The sequence below is a fragment of the Pseudomonas sp. RC4D1 genome (assembly GCF_018390395.1).
GTDB lineage: Bacteria > Pseudomonadota > Gammaproteobacteria > Pseudomonadales > Pseudomonadaceae > Aquipseudomonas > Aquipseudomonas danubii.
The window spans coordinates 2,212,692-2,227,836 of sequence record NZ_JAHBAW010000001.1 but is presented as its reverse complement, the minus strand read 5'-3'; the positions used below and the strand labels follow the sequence as shown (position 1 = coordinate 2,227,836).

The window sequence follows — 15,145 nt, the reverse complement described above, 5'->3', positions numbered from 1 at the left end:
CTAGGAAAATCAGGGGTTTGTGTTTGTAGAATGTGGCGGTGAAGGAGAGATTCGAACTCTCGATACAGTTTCCTGTATACACACTTTCCAGGCGTGCTCCTTAAGCCACTCGGACACTTCACCGTATCTCTTCAAACCGATTCAGTCTGTCGAGGCGCGCTAATGTAGTCGATAGCTTTTCAGATGGCAAACTTTTTTTTCAGAATTTTCATGCGCTTAAGGCCGATCCCTGCTTGAAGGGGATTCGCCCTCCATCGACGACAAGGCAAACCGGCCATTCTCCAGCCTTGCCTACAGCTATATAGAAGAAACCACCCGTTACCCGCAGCGCCATACAGGCCGATGTCAGGTCCCAAGCCTGACTCACCAGTCAGTCACGGCGCTTTACCAGATCTATCGTGGTGGGTAACTTCTGCTGCACTTCAATACAAGGAATTGCGTCATGAGTGAGTTGATTTCCTACCATCTCGAAGACGGTATCGCGACCCTGACCTTGAGCAATGGCAAGGTCAATGCCATCTCCCCGGACGTGATTGCCGCTTTCAATGCCGCGCTGGATCAAGCAACGGCCGATCGCGCAGTGGTGATCATTACCGGTCAGCCAGGGATTCTTTCCGGTGGCTACGACCTCAAGGTGATGACTGCCGGCCCTAAAGAAGCCGTGGCGCTGGTGACCCTGGGTTCGACCCTGGCTCGCCGCCTGCTGTCCCACCCCTTCCCGGTGATCGTCGCCTGCCCCGGCCATGCTGTGGCCAAGGGCGCCTTCCTGCTGCTGTCGGCGGACTACCGTATCGGCGTCGACGGGCCGTTCAGCATCGGCCTCAATGAAGTACAGATCGGCATGACCATGCACCACGCGGGGATCGAGCTGGCCCGTGACCGTCTGCGGCGCTCGGCCTTTCATCGCTCGGTGATCAATGGCGAGATGTTCGATCCCCAGAGTGCTGTGGATGCCGGCTTCCTCGACAAGGTGGTGAGCACCGAGGAACTGCAAGGCGCCGCCCTGGCTGCCGCGCGTCAACTGAAGAAAATCAACATGCTGGCCCACAAGAACACCAAGCTGAAAGTGCGCAAGGCGCTGCTGGAGACTTTGGACAACGCCATCATCCAGGATCAGGAACACCTGGGCTAAAACACCTGCCGTCCCCGATCCAGCCCGACCTGCGTGTCGGGCTTTTTGCATTGGCCTGAACACCCAGCGCCCACCGCTCTAGACCGCTGCCGGCCATCGCAGCCGGAAACATGCCCTTAAACATCGCCCATCTCCCGGCTGAGAACGGTAATTGCCGAAAACAGTGCACATCCGTACACTGCGCCACCTTTTGTCCCCGGTGAGCCGTTTAGATGCTGTATCTGTTTCGTATGTCGTTGATGGGCCTGCACTTTATCCTGGCCGGCAGCCTGGGCCTGCTGCTGGGGCTGTGCCGCCCGTTCAACCCCGACAACAGCCGCCTGTGCGCCCGCCTCTACGCCTGGCCGGCCATGTGCATTCTGCGCCTGCGGGTCAAAGCCGAAGTCGGGCCACTGATGGACAAACCCGAGAGCTGCGTGATCATCGCTAACCACCAGTCCAACTACGACCTGTTCGTGTTCGGCAACGTGGTACCACGGCGCACCGTGTGCATCGGCAAGAAGAGCCTGAAATGGGTGCCTTTGTTCGGCCAACTGTTCTGGTTGGCGGGCAATGTTCTGATCGATCGCGGCAACCCGCTTAAGGCCCGACGCTCGATGCTCACCACCACCCACACCCTGCAGCACAAGAACACCTCGATCTGGGTCTTCCCGGAGGGCACGCGCAACTTCGGCGAAGAACTGCTGCCCTTCAAGAAAGGCGCCTTCCAGATGGCCATCGCCGCCGGTGTGCCGATCGTGCCGGTGTGCGTCAGCAGCTACATCAAGCACATGCACCTGAACCGCTGGAACGGTGGCAAGATCCTTATCCGTTCGCTGCCGGCTATTCCCACGGCCGGGCTGACCATGGAAGACATGCCCTTGCTGATTGCCCAGTGCCGCGAGCAGATGCGCGAGTGCATTGCCAACATGGATCGCCAACTGCAAGCGGCCTGAAGCTGCCGCCCCATCTGTGACGCCACCAAGCCCGCCTCGTGCGGGCTTTTATTTATCGCCGAACTCAAGCTGCACCAGTGACTCTGATGCTGCATTGCAGGCTAAGCTGCTGCTGATCTGTCATCGCCACCATTGATAAGAAGAAGTGAACCGCAACCATGGGTAGAGTTGTTGCTGCCGCCGTTTATAGCGGCGGGAAGAAAGTCGCTGATATCAGCCTCGACGAAGGGGCTGCCTGGGCCGCGAAACCCGGCCACTTCGTCTGGATCGGTCTGGAAGAACCCAACGCCCACGAGCTGGCCAATCTGCAGCGCCAGTTCAACCTGCACGAGCTGGCCATTGAGGACGCTCTGGAGAAACACAGTCGGCCCAAGCTGGAAACCTTCGGCGACGCACTGTTCATCGTCACCTACTCCCCCGTGCGGACCGAAGGCAAGCTGGAGTTCATCGAAACCCACATCTTTGCCGGCAACGGTTACATCATCACCGCCCGCAATGGCCAATCGGCTTCCTACGGCTATGTCCGCCAGCGCTGTGAGGCGCGCCCACTGTTGCTCGAGCACGGCGAAGACTTCGTCCTCTATGCCTTGCTGGACTTCGTCACCGAGAACTACCAGCCGGTCAGCGAGGCCATCCACGGGGAAATCGACGAGCTGGAACGCAATGTGCTGAGCAACTCACTGAACGAGCGGGATATCCAGAACCTCCACGGCCTGCGCCGCGACGTGCTGCGCCTGCGCCGTTATGTGGCGCCCATGGTGGAGATCAGCGAGGAGTTGCAGAAGCTCAGCTTTCCGTTCATCGACAAGAACATGCGCCCGTACTTCCGTGATGTGCAGATTCATGTCACTCGGCAGATGGAAGACCTGTCGACCCTGCGCGACATCGCCAGCCAGACCATCGAGATCGGCGTGCTGCTGGAGGCTTCCCGGCAAAGCATCGTGCAACGCAAGTTCGCCGCCTGGGCAGCGATCCTGGCGTTTCCAACAGCGGTAGCCGGGATCTACGGGATGAACTTCCAGAACATGCCGGAACTGAGCTGGCACTACGGCTACTTCGGGGTGTTGGGCTTCATCAGTGTGGGCTGTGTCGGTCTCTGGGCCAGTTTCAAGCGCTCAGGCTGGCTCTGAGGGACGATGGCCCTACCCTTGCGGCAGGGCCACAGGCGCCCTCAGGCCGCTTCAGGCTTGTGAGCGACGAAGCGCATCATCCACTCCGCAACGGTGGTGCCGTGATGATCGTGCTCAAGGCTGGCCACGCCTTTCTGGTAGATCTGCTCGCCGAGAAACTCCTGGCGCAGATCCAGCAGGGCCCGGGAGTAATCGTGGATGAACTCGGGATGCCCCTGGAAGCACAGCACCTGGTCGTTGATGTGGTAGGCCGCGAAGGGGCAGAAATCACTGGAGGCAATCACCGTGGCATTTTCCGGCAACGCGGTGACCTGGTCCTGGTGGCTGATCAACAGGGTCAACTCCTCCACCACCGGGCTCATCCACGGCGCCTTGGCCGCCAACTTGTAGCTGTGGGTTCCCACGCCCCAGCCCTGACTCGCCCGCTCGCTCTTGCCCCCCAGGAGCAACGCCAGCAACTGATGACCAAAGCAGATGCCCAACAGCTTGTCGCCGCGCTCGTAGCGACCCAAAAGGTAGGTCCTGAGGGTTTCGATCCAGGGATCGGTACCGAAGGAATCGGCCTTGCTGCCCGTCACCAGATAGGCATCGAACTCCAGCTCATCGCCGGGATACTCGCCCTGGACCACGTTGTAGACACTGAACTGGGCGGCGATGGGCTGCTGGGAAAACAGACGCTGGAACATCTGCCCGTAACCCTGATATTGATCGACCAGTTCGGGACGCAGGATATCGGTTTCAAGAATGCAGATGCGTAGCGACATAAAAAATTCCTGACAAGGCGATGGCAATAATGAACACCCCAGAGCCTGCCTTGAAATACCACGGCAAGGCAAGCCCCGGGGCGGGTCATTTACTGCCCGCTTGTGTCAGAACAACTGGCCCTGGCGGGCCTTTTCCAGGAGCAGCGTCGGCGGGGTGAAACGCTCGCCATACTGCTCCGCCAGGTACTGCGCGCGAGCGACGAAATCCTGCACCCCGTACTGATTGATGAACTGCAGGGCGCCACCGCTCCAGGCCGCAAAACCGATACCAAAGATCGAGCCGATATTGGCGTCAGCGGTGGACTGCAACACGCCCTCCTCCACACAGCGCACGGTTTCGATGGCCTGGATAAACAGCAGGCGGTCGCGCACATCCTGGGGCGAGATCTGCCCGTCGGCCTTGTAGAAGCGCGTGTGCAATTGTGGCCACAGGTGCTTCTGGCCGCCGGCCGGGTAGTCGTAGAAGCCGCCTCCGGCAGCCTTTCCCGCTCGCTTGTATTCGTTGAGCAACAAATCGATCACGGCAAATGCCGGATGCTCGATGGCAGGCCGGCCTTCGGCCTGCAAGTCCTTGGTGGTCTGCTGGCGAATATGGCTCATCAGGCTCAGGGAAACCTCATCGGAGATTGCCAGCGGTCCGACGGGCATCCCGGCCTTGCGCGCCTCGGCTTCGATCATCGGTGCCGCGATGCCTTCGCCCAGCATGGCGATGCCTTCGTTGGTAAACGTACCGAACACCCGGGAGGTGAAGAAACCGCGGCTGTCATTGACCACAATCGGGGTCTTCTTGATCTGCAGGACGAAGTCGAAACCTCGAGCCAGGGTTTCGTCGCTGGTCTTCGCCCCTTTGATGATTTCCACCAGAGGCATTTTCTCCACCGGGCTGAAGAAATGCAGACCGATGAACTTGTCCGGATTGGGTACTGCGGTGGCCAGCCCGGTAATGGGCAAGGTGGAGGTGTTGGAGGCAATCACGGCGTCCGCGCCGACCACCTGCTGGGCAGCCCTGGACACCTTGGCCTTGAGTTCTCGATCCTCGAACACGGCTTCGATGATCAGGTCGCAGCCGGCCAGGTCGGTCTCTTCAGCCGTGGTGAGAATCCGCGCCAAGATTGCCTCACGCTGCTCGTTGCTCATGTGTCCGCGCGCGACTTTTTTCTCCAGCAGCGCCGCCGCGTGAGCCTTGCCCTTCTCCGCCGCTTCGCGGCTTATATCCTTGAGCACCACCTCGATGCCTGCGACGGCACTGACGTAGGCAATCCCCGCGCCCATCATCCCGGCACCGAGTACCCCGAGTTTTTTCGTGGTCTGCGGCGCTATGCCTTGAGGACGTGAACCGCCGGCATTGATCTCGTTGAGCTGGAACCAGAAGGTGCCGATCATGTTCTTCGCCACCTGGCCGGTGGTCAGCTCGGTGAAGTAGCGGGTCTCGATCAGTTGCGCGGTGTCGAAGTCCACCTGGGCGCCTTCAACGGCGGCGCAGAGGATCTTCTCCGGTGCCGGGAAGCAACCCTGGGTCTTGTTCCGCAGGATCGACGGGGCAATGGCGAGCATTTGCGCCACTTTCGGGTTCGCCGGCGTACCTCCAGGAATCTGATGGCCGCGCACATCCCAAGGTTGTCTGGCTGCAGGATTGGCCTGAATCCAGGCCCGGGCCTTGGCCAGCAGGTCGTCGCGATCTGTCGCCAGTTCGTCGATCAGGCCGGCCTGCAGCGCCTGCTGCGGACGCACTTTCTTGCCCTCCAGCAGATAAGGCAAGGCCTTCTCCAGGCCCAGCATGCGCACCATGCGTACCACGCCACCGCCACCAGGTAACAGGCCCAGAGTCACTTCCGGCAGACCGATCTGTACCGACTTGTCGTCCAGTGCAATTCGGCGATGACAGGCCAGACAGATCTCCCAGCCACCGCCCAGAGCGGCACCGTTGATCGCGGCGACCACGGGCTTGCCCAGGGTTTCCAGGGCACGCAACTGGCCTTTGAGGCTCAGCACCATGTCGTAAAAGGCCTTGGCCTGCGGCTTGCCGACCTTGATCAGCTCATTGAGGTCACCACCGGCAAAGAAGGTTTTTTTCGCCGAGGTAATGATCACCCCGGCAATGGAATCCTGTTCGGCCTGCAGGCGGGCCACGGCAGCGGCCATGGCATCGCGGTACACCGCGTTCATGGTATTGGCGCTCTGGCCCGGCATATCGATGGTCAGGACGACGATCTGGTCCTGGCCCTTTTCGTAACGGATGGCATCGGTCATGAAGGAAATTCCTTGAAGTCGGGGCTCAGAGGCGTTCGATGATGGTGGCGATACCCATACCGCCGCCGACACACAGGGTGGCCAGGCCATAGCGCTGGCGCCGGACTTCCAGCTCGTCGAGCAAGGTGCCGAGAATTGCGCAACCGGTGGCGCCCAGTGGATGGCCCATGGCGATGGAGCCGCCGTTGACGTTGACCTTGGCCGGATCGATGGCCATGTCCTTGATGAACTTGAGCACCACCGAGGCAAAGGCTTCGTTGACCTCGAACAGGTCGATGTCCTCGACTCGCAGCCCGGCCTTGGCCAGGGCCTTGCGAGTGGCCGGCGCCGGGCCGGTAAGCATGATGGTGGGATCGGTGCTGGTCACCGCAGTGGCAACGATCCGCGCCCGGGGCTTGAGTCCCAGCTCCCGGCCCTTGGCTTGCGAGCCGATGAGCATCAGCGCCGCACCGTCGACGATTCCTGAGCTGTTGCCCGGGGTGTGCACATGGTTGATGCGTTCCACATGGCTGTAGACCCGCAGCGCAGTGGCGTCGAAGCCCATCTGCCCCATCATCTCGAAACTCGGCTTGAGGTTGCCCAGGCCTTCCAGGGTCGAATCGGCACGAATGAATTCGTCGTGGTCCAGCAGCACGATGCCGTTCTGGTCCTGAACCGGCACCAGGGACTTGCCGAAGGCACCGCTGGAGCGCGCACGGGCAGCCTTCTGCTGGGATTGCAGGGCAAAGCGGTCGACGTCCTCGCGGGAGAAACCTTCCAGGGTCGCAATCAGGTCGGCACCTATCCCCTGGGGCGTGAAATGACTGTGCATGTTGGTCTCTGGGTCCAGTACCCAGGCGCCGCCATCACTGCCCATGGGGACCCGCGACATGGACTCGACGCCACCGACCACCACCAGTTCCTCAAAGCCCGAGAGCACCTTCATCGCGCCCAGGTTGACCGCCTCCAGCCCCGAGGCGCAGAAGCGATTGATCTGCACCCCCGCCACGCTCACATCCCAGTCCGCTGCCTGGACGGCGGTCTTGGCGATATCGGCCCCTTGATCGCCGATGGGGGTCACGCAGCCCAGGACCACGTCGTCCACCTGGCTGGTGTCCAGCTCGCAACGTTGTTGCAGGGCCCGCAACAGGCCGGCAACCAGATTCACCGGTTTCACACTGTGCAAGGCGCCATCAGCCTTGCCTTTGCCACGGGGCGTGCGTAACGCATCGAATATCAAAGCTTGGGTCATGACGTCCTCGAACCGCTATCCAGGGGGGGAAATGTCGAGCTCCCACATTAGGCGCGGCAGCGACGGATTCAATGACCGATGCGCTCAGCCGCCTTGACGGTGACGCTCAGACGAACGGTAGGCAGCTAAGCGATCCACCGATGAAGGGTCGCGAGCTGTCTAGCCAAAGGGCGGCCACCCGGTATTCGGGCGGATTTATAGCTTTTTAAGGAAGTGCAGCTATAACTTCATACGAATTGGATCTAAGCCAGAGGATTCAAGGCCCCTAAGGTAGAAACTGTAGGAAGTCCCAGACGGATTCTGCGCCGGGACAGATCAGAAAAAGGACACATAGCCGGCTCATCGTAAAAAAAACAGCGACCGGCGTGCATAGATGCTCAGGAATAACAACAAAAGGCATTCAGCCATGTTCAAACATTCGAAAGTACGCCAGGCGGGGCTCATTCTCTTTGCAACCACACTGCTGCTGATCTTGCCGAACCTCACCAAAGTGATCGGCTGATCTGTGGCTGCTCGACCAACGAGATAGAAAATCGCCCCCCGGTTCCTACCGGGGGACAGTTTTGCGTGCCAGTCTTCCCGAGGAACTGGAGGACGTTATCGGCATCAGTGCCGAGGGCCTGGCCCAACAGTTGCGCAACGTGGTGCTGGCCCCCAACGCCACGGTGGTGAGCTACACCGACACTGGCCAGCATGCCCTGGAAGCCGAAGAGACCCTGGTCAAACGCGGCCATTTCGGTATCGTCAACGGCGGTAACCATGAAAAACTCCGGGCTGCCCTGTTCGACCATGTGTCGCAACCTGAGGATGTACTCCCCGGCGACGAACCCACTGACGACGATCCGATGGACATCAATTGAAAGCTCTCATCCTTTGCGCTGCTCTGTTGTCGAGCAGTCCGCTATACGCTGCGCAACTGCTGATCGACCTGGGCTCAGACAGCCGCACCTGGCAAACCGAAGAACTGCTCAAGCACCCCGAAGCCCGGGACATCCGCATCAAGGACGATGTGTCCTACAATCGCGAGATGCAGTACCGAGCCGTGCCCATGGCGGCCCTGCTCAAGGGCCTCAAGGCCGAGGACCATCTGCAGGCCGTGGCTCTGGACGGCTTTGCCGCAGAGTTGAACGCCGCGCCCCTGCTCAATCGCAAGGGCGCCCAGGCCTGGCTGGCCATTGAGAACCCTGACAAACCCTGGCCGTCACTGGCAGCGGACAAGCCCAGTGCCGGGCCTTTCTACCTGGTATGGAGCAACCCCGCGGCCGGGCATATCAGCCCAGAGCAATGGCCGTTCCAGGTTGCGCGCATTCAGCGCCTGGCGCCGGTGGCGGAGCGTTTCCCGGCCCTGGGCCCGGACCCGAAGCTGGCGGTCGATGATCCAGTCAACCAGGGGTTCGCCCTGTTCCAGAAGAACTGCCTGGCCTGCCACCGACTCAATGGCGCTGGCGACTCTCAGTTCGGACCGGACCTGAACATTCCCTATAACCCCACCGAGTATTTCGGCAGTGATTTTCTCAAGCGCTATATCCGCGATCCGCAAAGCCTGAGGCGCTGGCCCCAGGCGAAAATGCCTGGGTTCAGCAACAGTGTCCTGCCGGATGGGGAGCTGGAATTGTTGCTGGAGTACCTCCGGCATATGGCGGGGCGCAAGCAGATTCCTTGAGTCCCTTTCGCCGACGAGCCGGCGCTTGCAGAAGTGACTGCTGCTTGCACAATCCTGGTATGCATCTGTTCGCCGGCACCGCCCCGGCGAAAGCCTCGGCCGCGCTGGTAGCCACATCCGTTGCCCTCAATGTGTAGGCCATGAGCTGGTGAAGCCCTGCATCAGGTCGACCAGAGCGGTGCGATCACAGCGCCTTGCGCATTGCTGACTGGCAAATTCACGCAACGCTTCATCAGCCTCGATCAGGCGAGCACCTGCTGGCGCTCACTGTCGTGGGGCGTCAGGCTCAAGTACTGGATGCTGGTTCGTACCGGGTGCTGGTGCTGGTAGCGATAGGCGGTTGCGTGGCTGATGGAGAGTCTCACGCAGCCTCCAGGTAGGCACGGTGAATGGCATCGCCCAACTGGCGCACCAGGGGAATGAAGTCGGTCAGCCAGGCATGCAGGCCCTCGTCGAGAATTTCATCAATGCCGATGCAGCGCAGACGCGCATTCATCTGCGCCGCCAGACGCTGGGCCGGAAGCCCGTTGTCCCCTGGCAGGCTGGCGAGGATCTGGTCGATCTCTTCGGTGCAGGCGCGCAACGAGCGCGGCACGTCGGCATGCAACAGCAGCAACTGGGCGACATGCCGGGCTCCGGGAGCTTCGCGGTAGATCTCGGTATAGGCCTCGAAGGACGACAGGGCGCGAAGCAAGGCGCTCCATTGGTAATACGCACGGGCGGTACCGTCACCGACCGCATCAACTTGGTCGCCAGTCATCTCGTAGCGGGCATCCAGCAGGCGCAGGGTGTTGTCGGCCCGTTCGATAAAGGTGCCCAGGCGGATAAACCGGAAGGCATCGTTGCGCATGATGGTGCCGTAGGAGGCTCCGCGAAACAGGTGGGAGCGCTCCTTGATCCATTCGCAAAAGCGGTTCATGCCGTAGGTACTGAGACCTTGGCGGGCAATCTGTTGAATATCCAACCAGGTGGCGTTGACGTTTTCCCACATATCGGCGGTGATCCGCCCGCGTACCGCGTGGGCACAGGCCCGGGCCGAACCCAGGCAACTATAAATGCTGGCCGGATTGGCGGCATCCAGGGCAAAGAACTGCAACAGCCGCTCGGCATGCAGCGTCTCATGGCGAGCCCGGTAATCCTCAAGGGTGCCGGTGATCAACAGCGGCATGGCCAGTTCATGCAGACCGTCACCGTGCCCATCCTGGGGCATCAGCGACAGCGAATAGCTGACGTCGAGCATCCGCGCGAGGTTTTCCGCGCGCTCCAGATAACGGGACATCCAGTACAGGTCTGAAGCGGTTCGACTCAACATGGCAGGCGTCCTTAATCCTCCACTACCCAGGTGTCCTTGGTGCCGCCAACCTGGGAGGAGTTCACCACCAGGGAGCCTTCACGCAGGACCACACGAGTAAGACCACCGGACACCACACGGGTTTCGCGATCGGCGAGGACAAGCAGCAACCTGGCGTGCCTACCCTCGCTGCGCGAAGCCGCTGCCGCTCCCTTGTACGTAATGGCCAGGCGCAGGTTTTGGCTATCACCAGCATAGTCAGAGTTGATTTCACCGCTGGGGGACACACGGGGATAATCGCCCCATCGAGCAAACACTTCACCAAGCCTGATGAAGTTGCTGCTGCAACCTTGATGACGCCGATGACAACCGGGTCCGGGCTCTCCCGACCGGTTCCCTCTCCTGACCGGTCTTCCCTTTTAGCCACCCTATCGGGTGGCTTTTTTTTGCCTTTGCGGCCCCTGAAAACACAATTGGCCGACCCGCAGGCCAGCCAATTGTCAGTCTCGATGCACACAACCTTAGCTATACCAGACGCCCACGGATCTCCTGTTTCACCCCCCAGCCTTCAATGATGCCGCCCAGGGGTTCGACCACTGCCTCGAAGTCCTGTTCAAAATCCCCGATGCCGCCATGGGTGGCGTACATCACCTTGCTCAACTCCAGATACCAGGCGCCGTCGTCACGCACGCTGACCTGGGCATTCAAGGATTCACCGCGAAACTGTCCTGCCGCCCTGCGTGCCCGCTCCTCATCCGGGAAAATGGCGTAGAACTCGATGGGATGGAATCGTGAAAAGTCAAAACCGCCTTCTTTCATGCGGCGCAACACACTGCTGCTGAGGTCTTCTTGAAAGGCTGTGCTCATGAAACGTCCTCCTCAAACCGATGGATAGACTTTCCGTGCTTCCCGACCCACCGGCCAAAAGTGACCGACATCACGACCCGGGGCGGGTCGTCAGGAAACAAGCATGGAGCTGACAAGATCAGAGCTTAGCGAAGAATTCGCTGATCTCGTTTGCAGATTAGCGCCAACACCTGGACGACGCCAGAAATTGCTGTCGGAGCCCTCTCTGCTCTCATTACATCGGCGTAATGCTGAGAATCTGAATGCTGTTCTGCTCTTTCAAGCTCTTGAGGGTGGGGGAATCGGTGCGCCCATCCAGATCATTGAGATCCAGTTCGGCACTCACTGGCAGCAACCTGGCCCGGACCAATTGTGCGGCGCGTTCCAACGTCGGTTGCTGCTCGCAATCGAACTGCTCGACGGACTGGACGCCATGATCATCCACGAAAGTGACTTGCCACTTTTGCATCAACGCCTCCTTGATAGCCCCATGAGTGGACCTACAGCATCTCGACCTTGAGTGCGAGGCAAACGTTCCACAGTGCTGGCGGGGACAAACCAATAAAAAGACCGCCCGGAGGCGGCCTTGATGAATCCCGTGGACAATCAGCCGATTACGGCTTTTCGGCACGGGCCTTGAGCGCCTTCAAAGTGTTGAAGGGCGCGTCCACCACGAACTTGTTGGCCAGCCAGGACGGCACGCTGCCACCCGGCTCGGTATGCACCTGGTAGGTCACTTCCACCTGATCGGCCCCTTTGGGCACAAACTTCCAGTAACCCTCAACCTGGGACACACGCACAAAGCCTTTCTCTTCGGGAATGTAGGTGGGCACGCCTTCCAGCTTACGGGTCAGGCTGCCATCGGCGGCCTCGCTGGAGGTAATGTGCAGCACCGAGTCACGGGCAGTCACTGGCCAGGGTGTATTGAACTGAGTGTAGGTCCAGCTTTGATCGCCCTCATGCTTGAGCAGCTTCTGGCTCTTGCACTCATGAATCCAGGAGCAGGCACCGGCCACGTCTTCCTGCAGCGCGCGAAGCTTGGCGATGGAGGTCTTCATGGTGGTGACGCCGCGATAGGCCTTGTATTTGGAACCGGCCACTTCACTCAAGGAAATCTTGATGCCGTCTTCATCCTTGGCCGTTTGCCAGTCTTCGGCGTGGGCCGTTGCCGACAGCAGCACGGTTAAACCACAGAGCACAGCAATTCGATGCAGCGAACCCATTGTCTTATTCCTTATTGTTGAAGTTCCGTTCATTAAAACTAAGCAGCCGTCACTTGCTCCCACCAACCGAGCAAACGGATGGCGTCTTCTCGGCTTTCGCCACACACCTCAGGATCCGCCTGAAATGCCCCACAAACCGCTGGCCGCTCCGGCCTGCCGAAAAGACCGCACAGGTGTTCGACAGAAAGGTGCAGGCAACGTTCTCCCGCCGGCTTGCCATTGGGCATTCCGGGAATCGGCGTACTGATAGAAGGGGCAATGCAGCAAGCGCCACAACCTTCACGGCAGTTCATGACGAAAAGCTCCTCGCGACAAGCATAGTGTTGAATGAGGCCGGACAAGAGTAACCGCTAAAACAGCCGTTTAAAATTACTCAAAGAACGGATTTGACGCACAACCGTGCGTGACTGATCAGTCTCCGACAAAGTGCCGGTCAACTCGGTCACAGAGAGGTTGATGAATTTACTGCTTGAACTCGAAATCCAGGGCAGCGCCCTCGATATCCCGACGCTCCTCGTTGCGTAACTGCAACTGCATTTCGTTGCTGAGCAATCGACCGTTGAGTTGGAACGGACTGCTGTCCTTGGGCTTCTCGCCAAACATCTGCGGCAGCAGAGGCTCGCGCTTGGGCAGCGGCAGTGCTCCCACAGGCTGCAAGTGCTTGACCATTTCCGGTGGCAGGCTCAAGTCGAGCTTGGGACTGGCCAGAGGTGTGTTGATATCTTGATAGGCCCACTTGGACTTGGCCTTCTTGGGCGCAGGCTTGGCCTTTTTCTTGGGCTGGGCTTTGCTGGCATTGGCGGACGGTTTGGTCTTGCTCGCTGGAGCCTGCTTGGTGCTGGAGGCCTTGCTTGAATGAGTAACGCTGGCAGCCGGTTTATCCGGGGTCGAGGCCGCCTGGACAGGCGTCGCAACGACTCCCAAGAGGCAGGCACTCAACCAGATGGCAGGAAAAAAGGCTTTCATAAAGGCAGGTAGATCGACAAAAGGTGCCCTATGCTCGCTTGTTGCAAGCCCCATGACAAGCATGGGACCACACTGTCTAGAATCCGCCGGCCGCTTCTTGGCATAACTGACTGGCGAGCATGCCCAGGGTCATCAAGGCTCGCTCGGCCTCGCGGTTCCAGGGTGTCCCGCAATTCAGGCGCACGCAGTGGTTGAACTGTTCGGTGTTACTGAAGATCAACCCCGGAGCGATGCTGATGCCCTGCTGCAAAGCCCGCACGTGCAGTTCCTGGGTGTTGACCCGTCCCGGCAGGCTGACCCAGAGAATGAACCCGCCGTTGGGCCGGGTAATCTGCGTACCTTCCGGAAAATGCTGCTGCACCGCCAGTTGAAAGGCGCTGAGGTTCTTGCGGTATTCCTGGCGGATGTAGCGCAGATGACGGTCATAACCACCGTTCTCCAGATACGCCGCAACCCCCATCTGCGTCACGCTGCATGCGGAATGGGTACTGAAGGTCTGCAGGCGCTGGATCTCCTGCTGATACTTGCCAGCAATCATCCAGCCGATACGCACTCCCGGCGATAGGGTCTTGGAGAAGCTTGAGCAGTAGATCACCCGGTCCAGGCGGTCATAGGCCTTGAGGGCCTTGGTGCGCCCCACTTCGAACATCAACTCGCCGTAGATATCGTCCTCGACCACCTGGATATCGAAGTCCGAAGCCAGGCGCAGCAGTTGCTTCTGCCGCTCCTCCGGCATGGTTCCACCCAGGGGGTTGCTCAGGCGCGTAGTCAGTACCAGGGCCTTGATCGACCATTGGTTGGCCGCCAGCTGCAGGGCCTCCAGGCTCATGCCCGTAGAGGGGTCGCTGGGAATCTCGATGACCTTGAGCCCCAGCAGGTCCGCCAGTTGCAGCAGCCCGTAATAGGTCGGCGATTCCGCGGCGATCAGATCACCCGGCCGGGTCAGGACCCGTAGGGACATCTGCAAGGCATCGACGCATCCGTGGGTAATCACCACTTCCGAAGGGTCGACCACGACCCCGGCATCGCGCATGCGAATCGCCACCTGACGCCGCAAGGGCTCGAATCCCGGGCTGAACATATAGCTGAACGCCCGCGGACTGTGAAAACGCGTGACCTTGGCCAATTGCTGGTGCAGCGCCCGCACCGGCAAATAGTCAACGCTGGGCACTGCCGCACCCAGGGGAAACACGCCCTCGCGACGGGACTCCACCAGCACCTGCTGAATAATGCTGCTGCGCGTGACCAGTCCTGGACGTTCGACCCGGGCAATATCCGGGGTCGGCGCGGTCAGAGCCGGGGTCTGGTGCACGTAGTAACCCGATTGGGGACGCGCGCGGATCAGTCCCTGATCTTCCAGATTGGCGTAGGCCTGGAGCACCGTGGCGTGGCTGACATTGAGCTGCGAGCTCATCTTGCGCACCGACGGTACGCGCTCCCCCGGCTGGTAGACACCACGGCGAATATCCTCAGCCAGTTGCTGAGCGATACGTTGATAGAGCAAGAGATTGGTCATGGCGCAGCACTCGATTTCACGGCGTTTTATTCTTGTGTGAAACAATACCGGCACAGTTTAGAAGTGTACTGGGACAGTTTCTACAATAGTCGAGGACACAGGGCAGTGAAAAGTAGAACTGTCGGGTTTTTGCGACACCCTCAGACATAAAAAAACCCAACGCTTGCGAGGCGTCGGGCTTTTCAGGGGCAAAGGGAT

The 15,145-nt window shown here is 59.9% G+C and carries 15 protein-coding genes, 1 tRNA gene and 2 pseudogenes; 5 read left to right on the top strand and 13 right to left on the bottom strand.

Annotated elements, in window-relative coordinates; translation table 11 throughout:
• Window positions 1-33 precede the first annotated feature (33 nt).
• Window positions 34-123: transfer RNA gene (locus KHO49_RS10270), tRNA-Ser, on the bottom strand.
• Between the two features lie 319 nt (window positions 124-442).
• Here KHO49_RS10270 and KHO49_RS10265 point away from each other — a divergent pair.
• The 3 genes from KHO49_RS10265 (at window position 443) to KHO49_RS10255 (ending at window position 3,197) form a co-directional block, all read left to right on the top strand.
• Window positions 443-1,132, top strand: coding sequence for a crotonase/enoyl-CoA hydratase family protein (locus KHO49_RS10265; RefSeq protein ID WP_213664973.1), 690 nt, complete (start codon window positions 443-445; stop codon window positions 1,130-1,132).
• A 212-nt stretch (window positions 1,133-1,344) separates the two neighbouring features.
• Window positions 1,345-2,067: a lysophospholipid acyltransferase family protein gene (locus tag KHO49_RS10260; RefSeq protein ID WP_213664972.1), complete on the top strand. Its 723-nt coding sequence runs from the start codon at window positions 1,345-1,347 to the stop codon at window positions 2,065-2,067.
• Window positions 2,068-2,225: 158 nt separating this feature from the next.
• The gene (locus KHO49_RS10255; protein WP_102878954.1) at window positions 2,226-3,197 is read left to right on the top strand and encodes a magnesium and cobalt transport protein CorA; all 972 of its coding nucleotides are present in this window, start codon (window positions 2,226-2,228) and stop codon (window positions 3,195-3,197) included.
• 41 nt (window positions 3,198-3,238) lie between these two features.
• On the opposite strand, the gene KHO49_RS10250 is transcribed toward KHO49_RS10255, so the two are convergent.
• From KHO49_RS10250 to KHO49_RS10240, 3 genes are all read right to left on the bottom strand, one after another.
• Window positions 3,239-3,961: an amidotransferase gene (locus KHO49_RS10250; protein ID WP_102878953.1), complete on the bottom strand. Its 723-nt coding sequence runs from the start codon at window positions 3,959-3,961 to the stop codon at window positions 3,239-3,241.
• A 105-nt stretch (window positions 3,962-4,066) separates the two neighbouring features.
• Window positions 4,067-6,211 (bottom strand): 3-hydroxyacyl-CoA dehydrogenase NAD-binding domain-containing protein, encoded by a 2,145-nt coding sequence (locus KHO49_RS10245; RefSeq protein WP_213664971.1) that lies wholly within the window; start codon window positions 6,209-6,211, stop codon window positions 4,067-4,069.
• A 25-nt stretch (window positions 6,212-6,236) separates the two neighbouring features.
• A complete protein-coding gene (locus KHO49_RS10240; RefSeq protein WP_102863878.1) occupies window positions 6,237-7,442 on the bottom strand; it encodes an acetyl-CoA C-acetyltransferase in 1,206 nt (401 codons plus the stop codon).
• Window positions 7,443-8,005: 563 nt separating this feature from the next.
• Here KHO49_RS10240 and KHO49_RS10235 point away from each other — a divergent pair.
• Both KHO49_RS10235 and KHO49_RS10230 read left to right on the top strand, forming a co-directional pair.
• On the top strand, window positions 8,006-8,302 hold the full coding sequence (locus KHO49_RS10235; protein ID WP_249735498.1) for a hypothetical protein: 297 nt from the start codon (window positions 8,006-8,008) through the stop codon (window positions 8,300-8,302).
• Entirely contained in the window at window positions 8,299-9,105 is an 807-nt protein-coding gene (locus tag KHO49_RS10230; protein ID WP_213664970.1) for a c-type cytochrome, read from the top strand. Before KHO49_RS10235 ends, KHO49_RS10230 begins: the two co-directional genes overlap by 4 nt.
• Before the next feature lie 82 nt (window positions 9,106-9,187).
• Here KHO49_RS10230 and KHO49_RS31020 read toward each other — a convergent pair.
• The 9 genes and pseudogenes from KHO49_RS31020 to KHO49_RS10185 all read right to left on the bottom strand — a co-directional run.
• Window positions 9,188-9,470 (bottom strand): annotated as a pseudogene (locus KHO49_RS31020) (transglutaminase family protein); the annotation flags it as partial.
• Window positions 9,467-10,417 carry an alpha-E domain-containing protein gene (locus tag KHO49_RS10220; protein ID WP_123392214.1) on the bottom strand — a complete coding sequence of 317 codons (951 nt, stop codon included), beginning with the start codon at window positions 10,415-10,417 and terminating at the stop codon, window positions 9,467-9,469. The gene KHO49_RS10220 and the pseudogene KHO49_RS31020, both read right to left, overlap by 4 nt.
• An 11-nt stretch (window positions 10,418-10,428) precedes the next feature.
• Window positions 10,429-10,536 (bottom strand): annotated as a pseudogene (locus KHO49_RS10215) (hypothetical protein); the annotation flags it as partial.
• Window positions 10,537-10,921: 385 nt separating this feature from the next.
• Window positions 10,922-11,263: a ribonuclease E inhibitor RraB gene (locus KHO49_RS10210; RefSeq protein ID WP_102878950.1), complete on the bottom strand. Its 342-nt coding sequence runs from the start codon at window positions 11,261-11,263 to the stop codon at window positions 10,922-10,924.
• Between the two features lie 214 nt (window positions 11,264-11,477).
• Complete coding sequence (locus tag KHO49_RS10205; protein WP_102878949.1) at window positions 11,478-11,711, bottom strand: hypothetical protein; 234 nt, start codon at window positions 11,709-11,711, stop codon at window positions 11,478-11,480.
• A gap of 145 nt (window positions 11,712-11,856) precedes the next feature.
• Window positions 11,857-12,465, bottom strand: a complete 609-nt coding sequence (locus KHO49_RS10200) for an START domain-containing protein (protein ID WP_102863884.1) — start codon at window positions 12,463-12,465, stop codon at window positions 11,857-11,859.
• Window positions 12,466-12,503: 38 nt separating this feature from the next.
• Window positions 12,504-12,758 (bottom strand): YkgJ family cysteine cluster protein, encoded by a 255-nt coding sequence (locus tag KHO49_RS10195; RefSeq protein WP_102863885.1) that lies wholly within the window; start codon window positions 12,756-12,758, stop codon window positions 12,504-12,506.
• A gap of 169 nt (window positions 12,759-12,927) precedes the next feature.
• Window positions 12,928-13,431 carry a translation initiation factor 2 gene (locus tag KHO49_RS10190; protein ID WP_213664969.1) on the bottom strand — a complete coding sequence of 168 codons (504 nt, stop codon included), beginning with the start codon at window positions 13,429-13,431 and terminating at the stop codon, window positions 12,928-12,930.
• 76 nt (window positions 13,432-13,507) lie between these two features.
• Entirely contained in the window at window positions 13,508-14,947 is a 1,440-nt protein-coding gene (locus KHO49_RS10185; protein ID WP_110652120.1) for an aminotransferase-like domain-containing protein, read from the bottom strand.
• Between the last annotated feature and the right edge of the window lie 198 nt (window positions 14,948-15,145).

Bases quoted from the DNA above. Each gene is read 5' to 3' on its own strand.
- KHO49_RS10220 (WP_123392214.1), bottom strand. From the start codon at position 10,417: ATGTTGAGTCGAACCGCTTCAGACCTGTACTGGATGTCCCGTTATCTG.
- KHO49_RS10190 (WP_213664969.1), bottom strand. From the start codon at position 13,431: ATGAAAGCCTTTTTTCCTGCCATCTGGTTGAGTGCCTGCCTCTTGGGA.
- KHO49_RS10240 (WP_102863878.1), bottom strand. From the start codon at position 7,442: ATGACCCAAGCTTTGATATTCGATGCGTTACGCACGCCCCGTGGCAAA.
- KHO49_RS10210 (WP_102878950.1), bottom strand. From the start codon at position 11,263: ATGAGCACAGCCTTTCAAGAAGACCTCAGCAGCAGTGTGTTGCGCCGC.
- KHO49_RS10245 (WP_213664971.1), bottom strand. From the start codon at position 6,211: ATGACCGATGCCATCCGTTACGAAAAGGGCCAGGACCAGATCGTCGTC.
- KHO49_RS10205 (WP_102878949.1), bottom strand. From the start codon at position 11,711: ATGCAAAAGTGGCAAGTCACTTTCGTGGATGATCATGGCGTCCAGTCC.
- KHO49_RS10195 (WP_102863885.1), bottom strand. From the start codon at position 12,758: ATGAACTGCCGTGAAGGTTGTGGCGCTTGCTGCATTGCCCCTTCTATC.
- KHO49_RS10255 (WP_102878954.1), top strand. From the start codon at position 2,226: ATGGGTAGAGTTGTTGCTGCCGCCGTTTATAGCGGCGGGAAGAAAGTC.
- KHO49_RS10260 (WP_213664972.1), top strand. From the start codon at position 1,345: ATGCTGTATCTGTTTCGTATGTCGTTGATGGGCCTGCACTTTATCCTG.
- KHO49_RS10200 (WP_102863884.1), bottom strand. From the start codon at position 12,465: ATGGGTTCGCTGCATCGAATTGCTGTGCTCTGTGGTTTAACCGTGCTG.
- KHO49_RS10250 (WP_102878953.1), bottom strand. From the start codon at position 3,961: ATGTCGCTACGCATCTGCATTCTTGAAACCGATATCCTGCGTCCCGAA.
- KHO49_RS10185 (WP_110652120.1), bottom strand. From the start codon at position 14,947: ATGACCAATCTCTTGCTCTATCAACGTATCGCTCAGCAACTGGCTGAG.
- KHO49_RS10265 (WP_213664973.1), top strand. From the start codon at position 443: ATGAGTGAGTTGATTTCCTACCATCTCGAAGACGGTATCGCGACCCTG.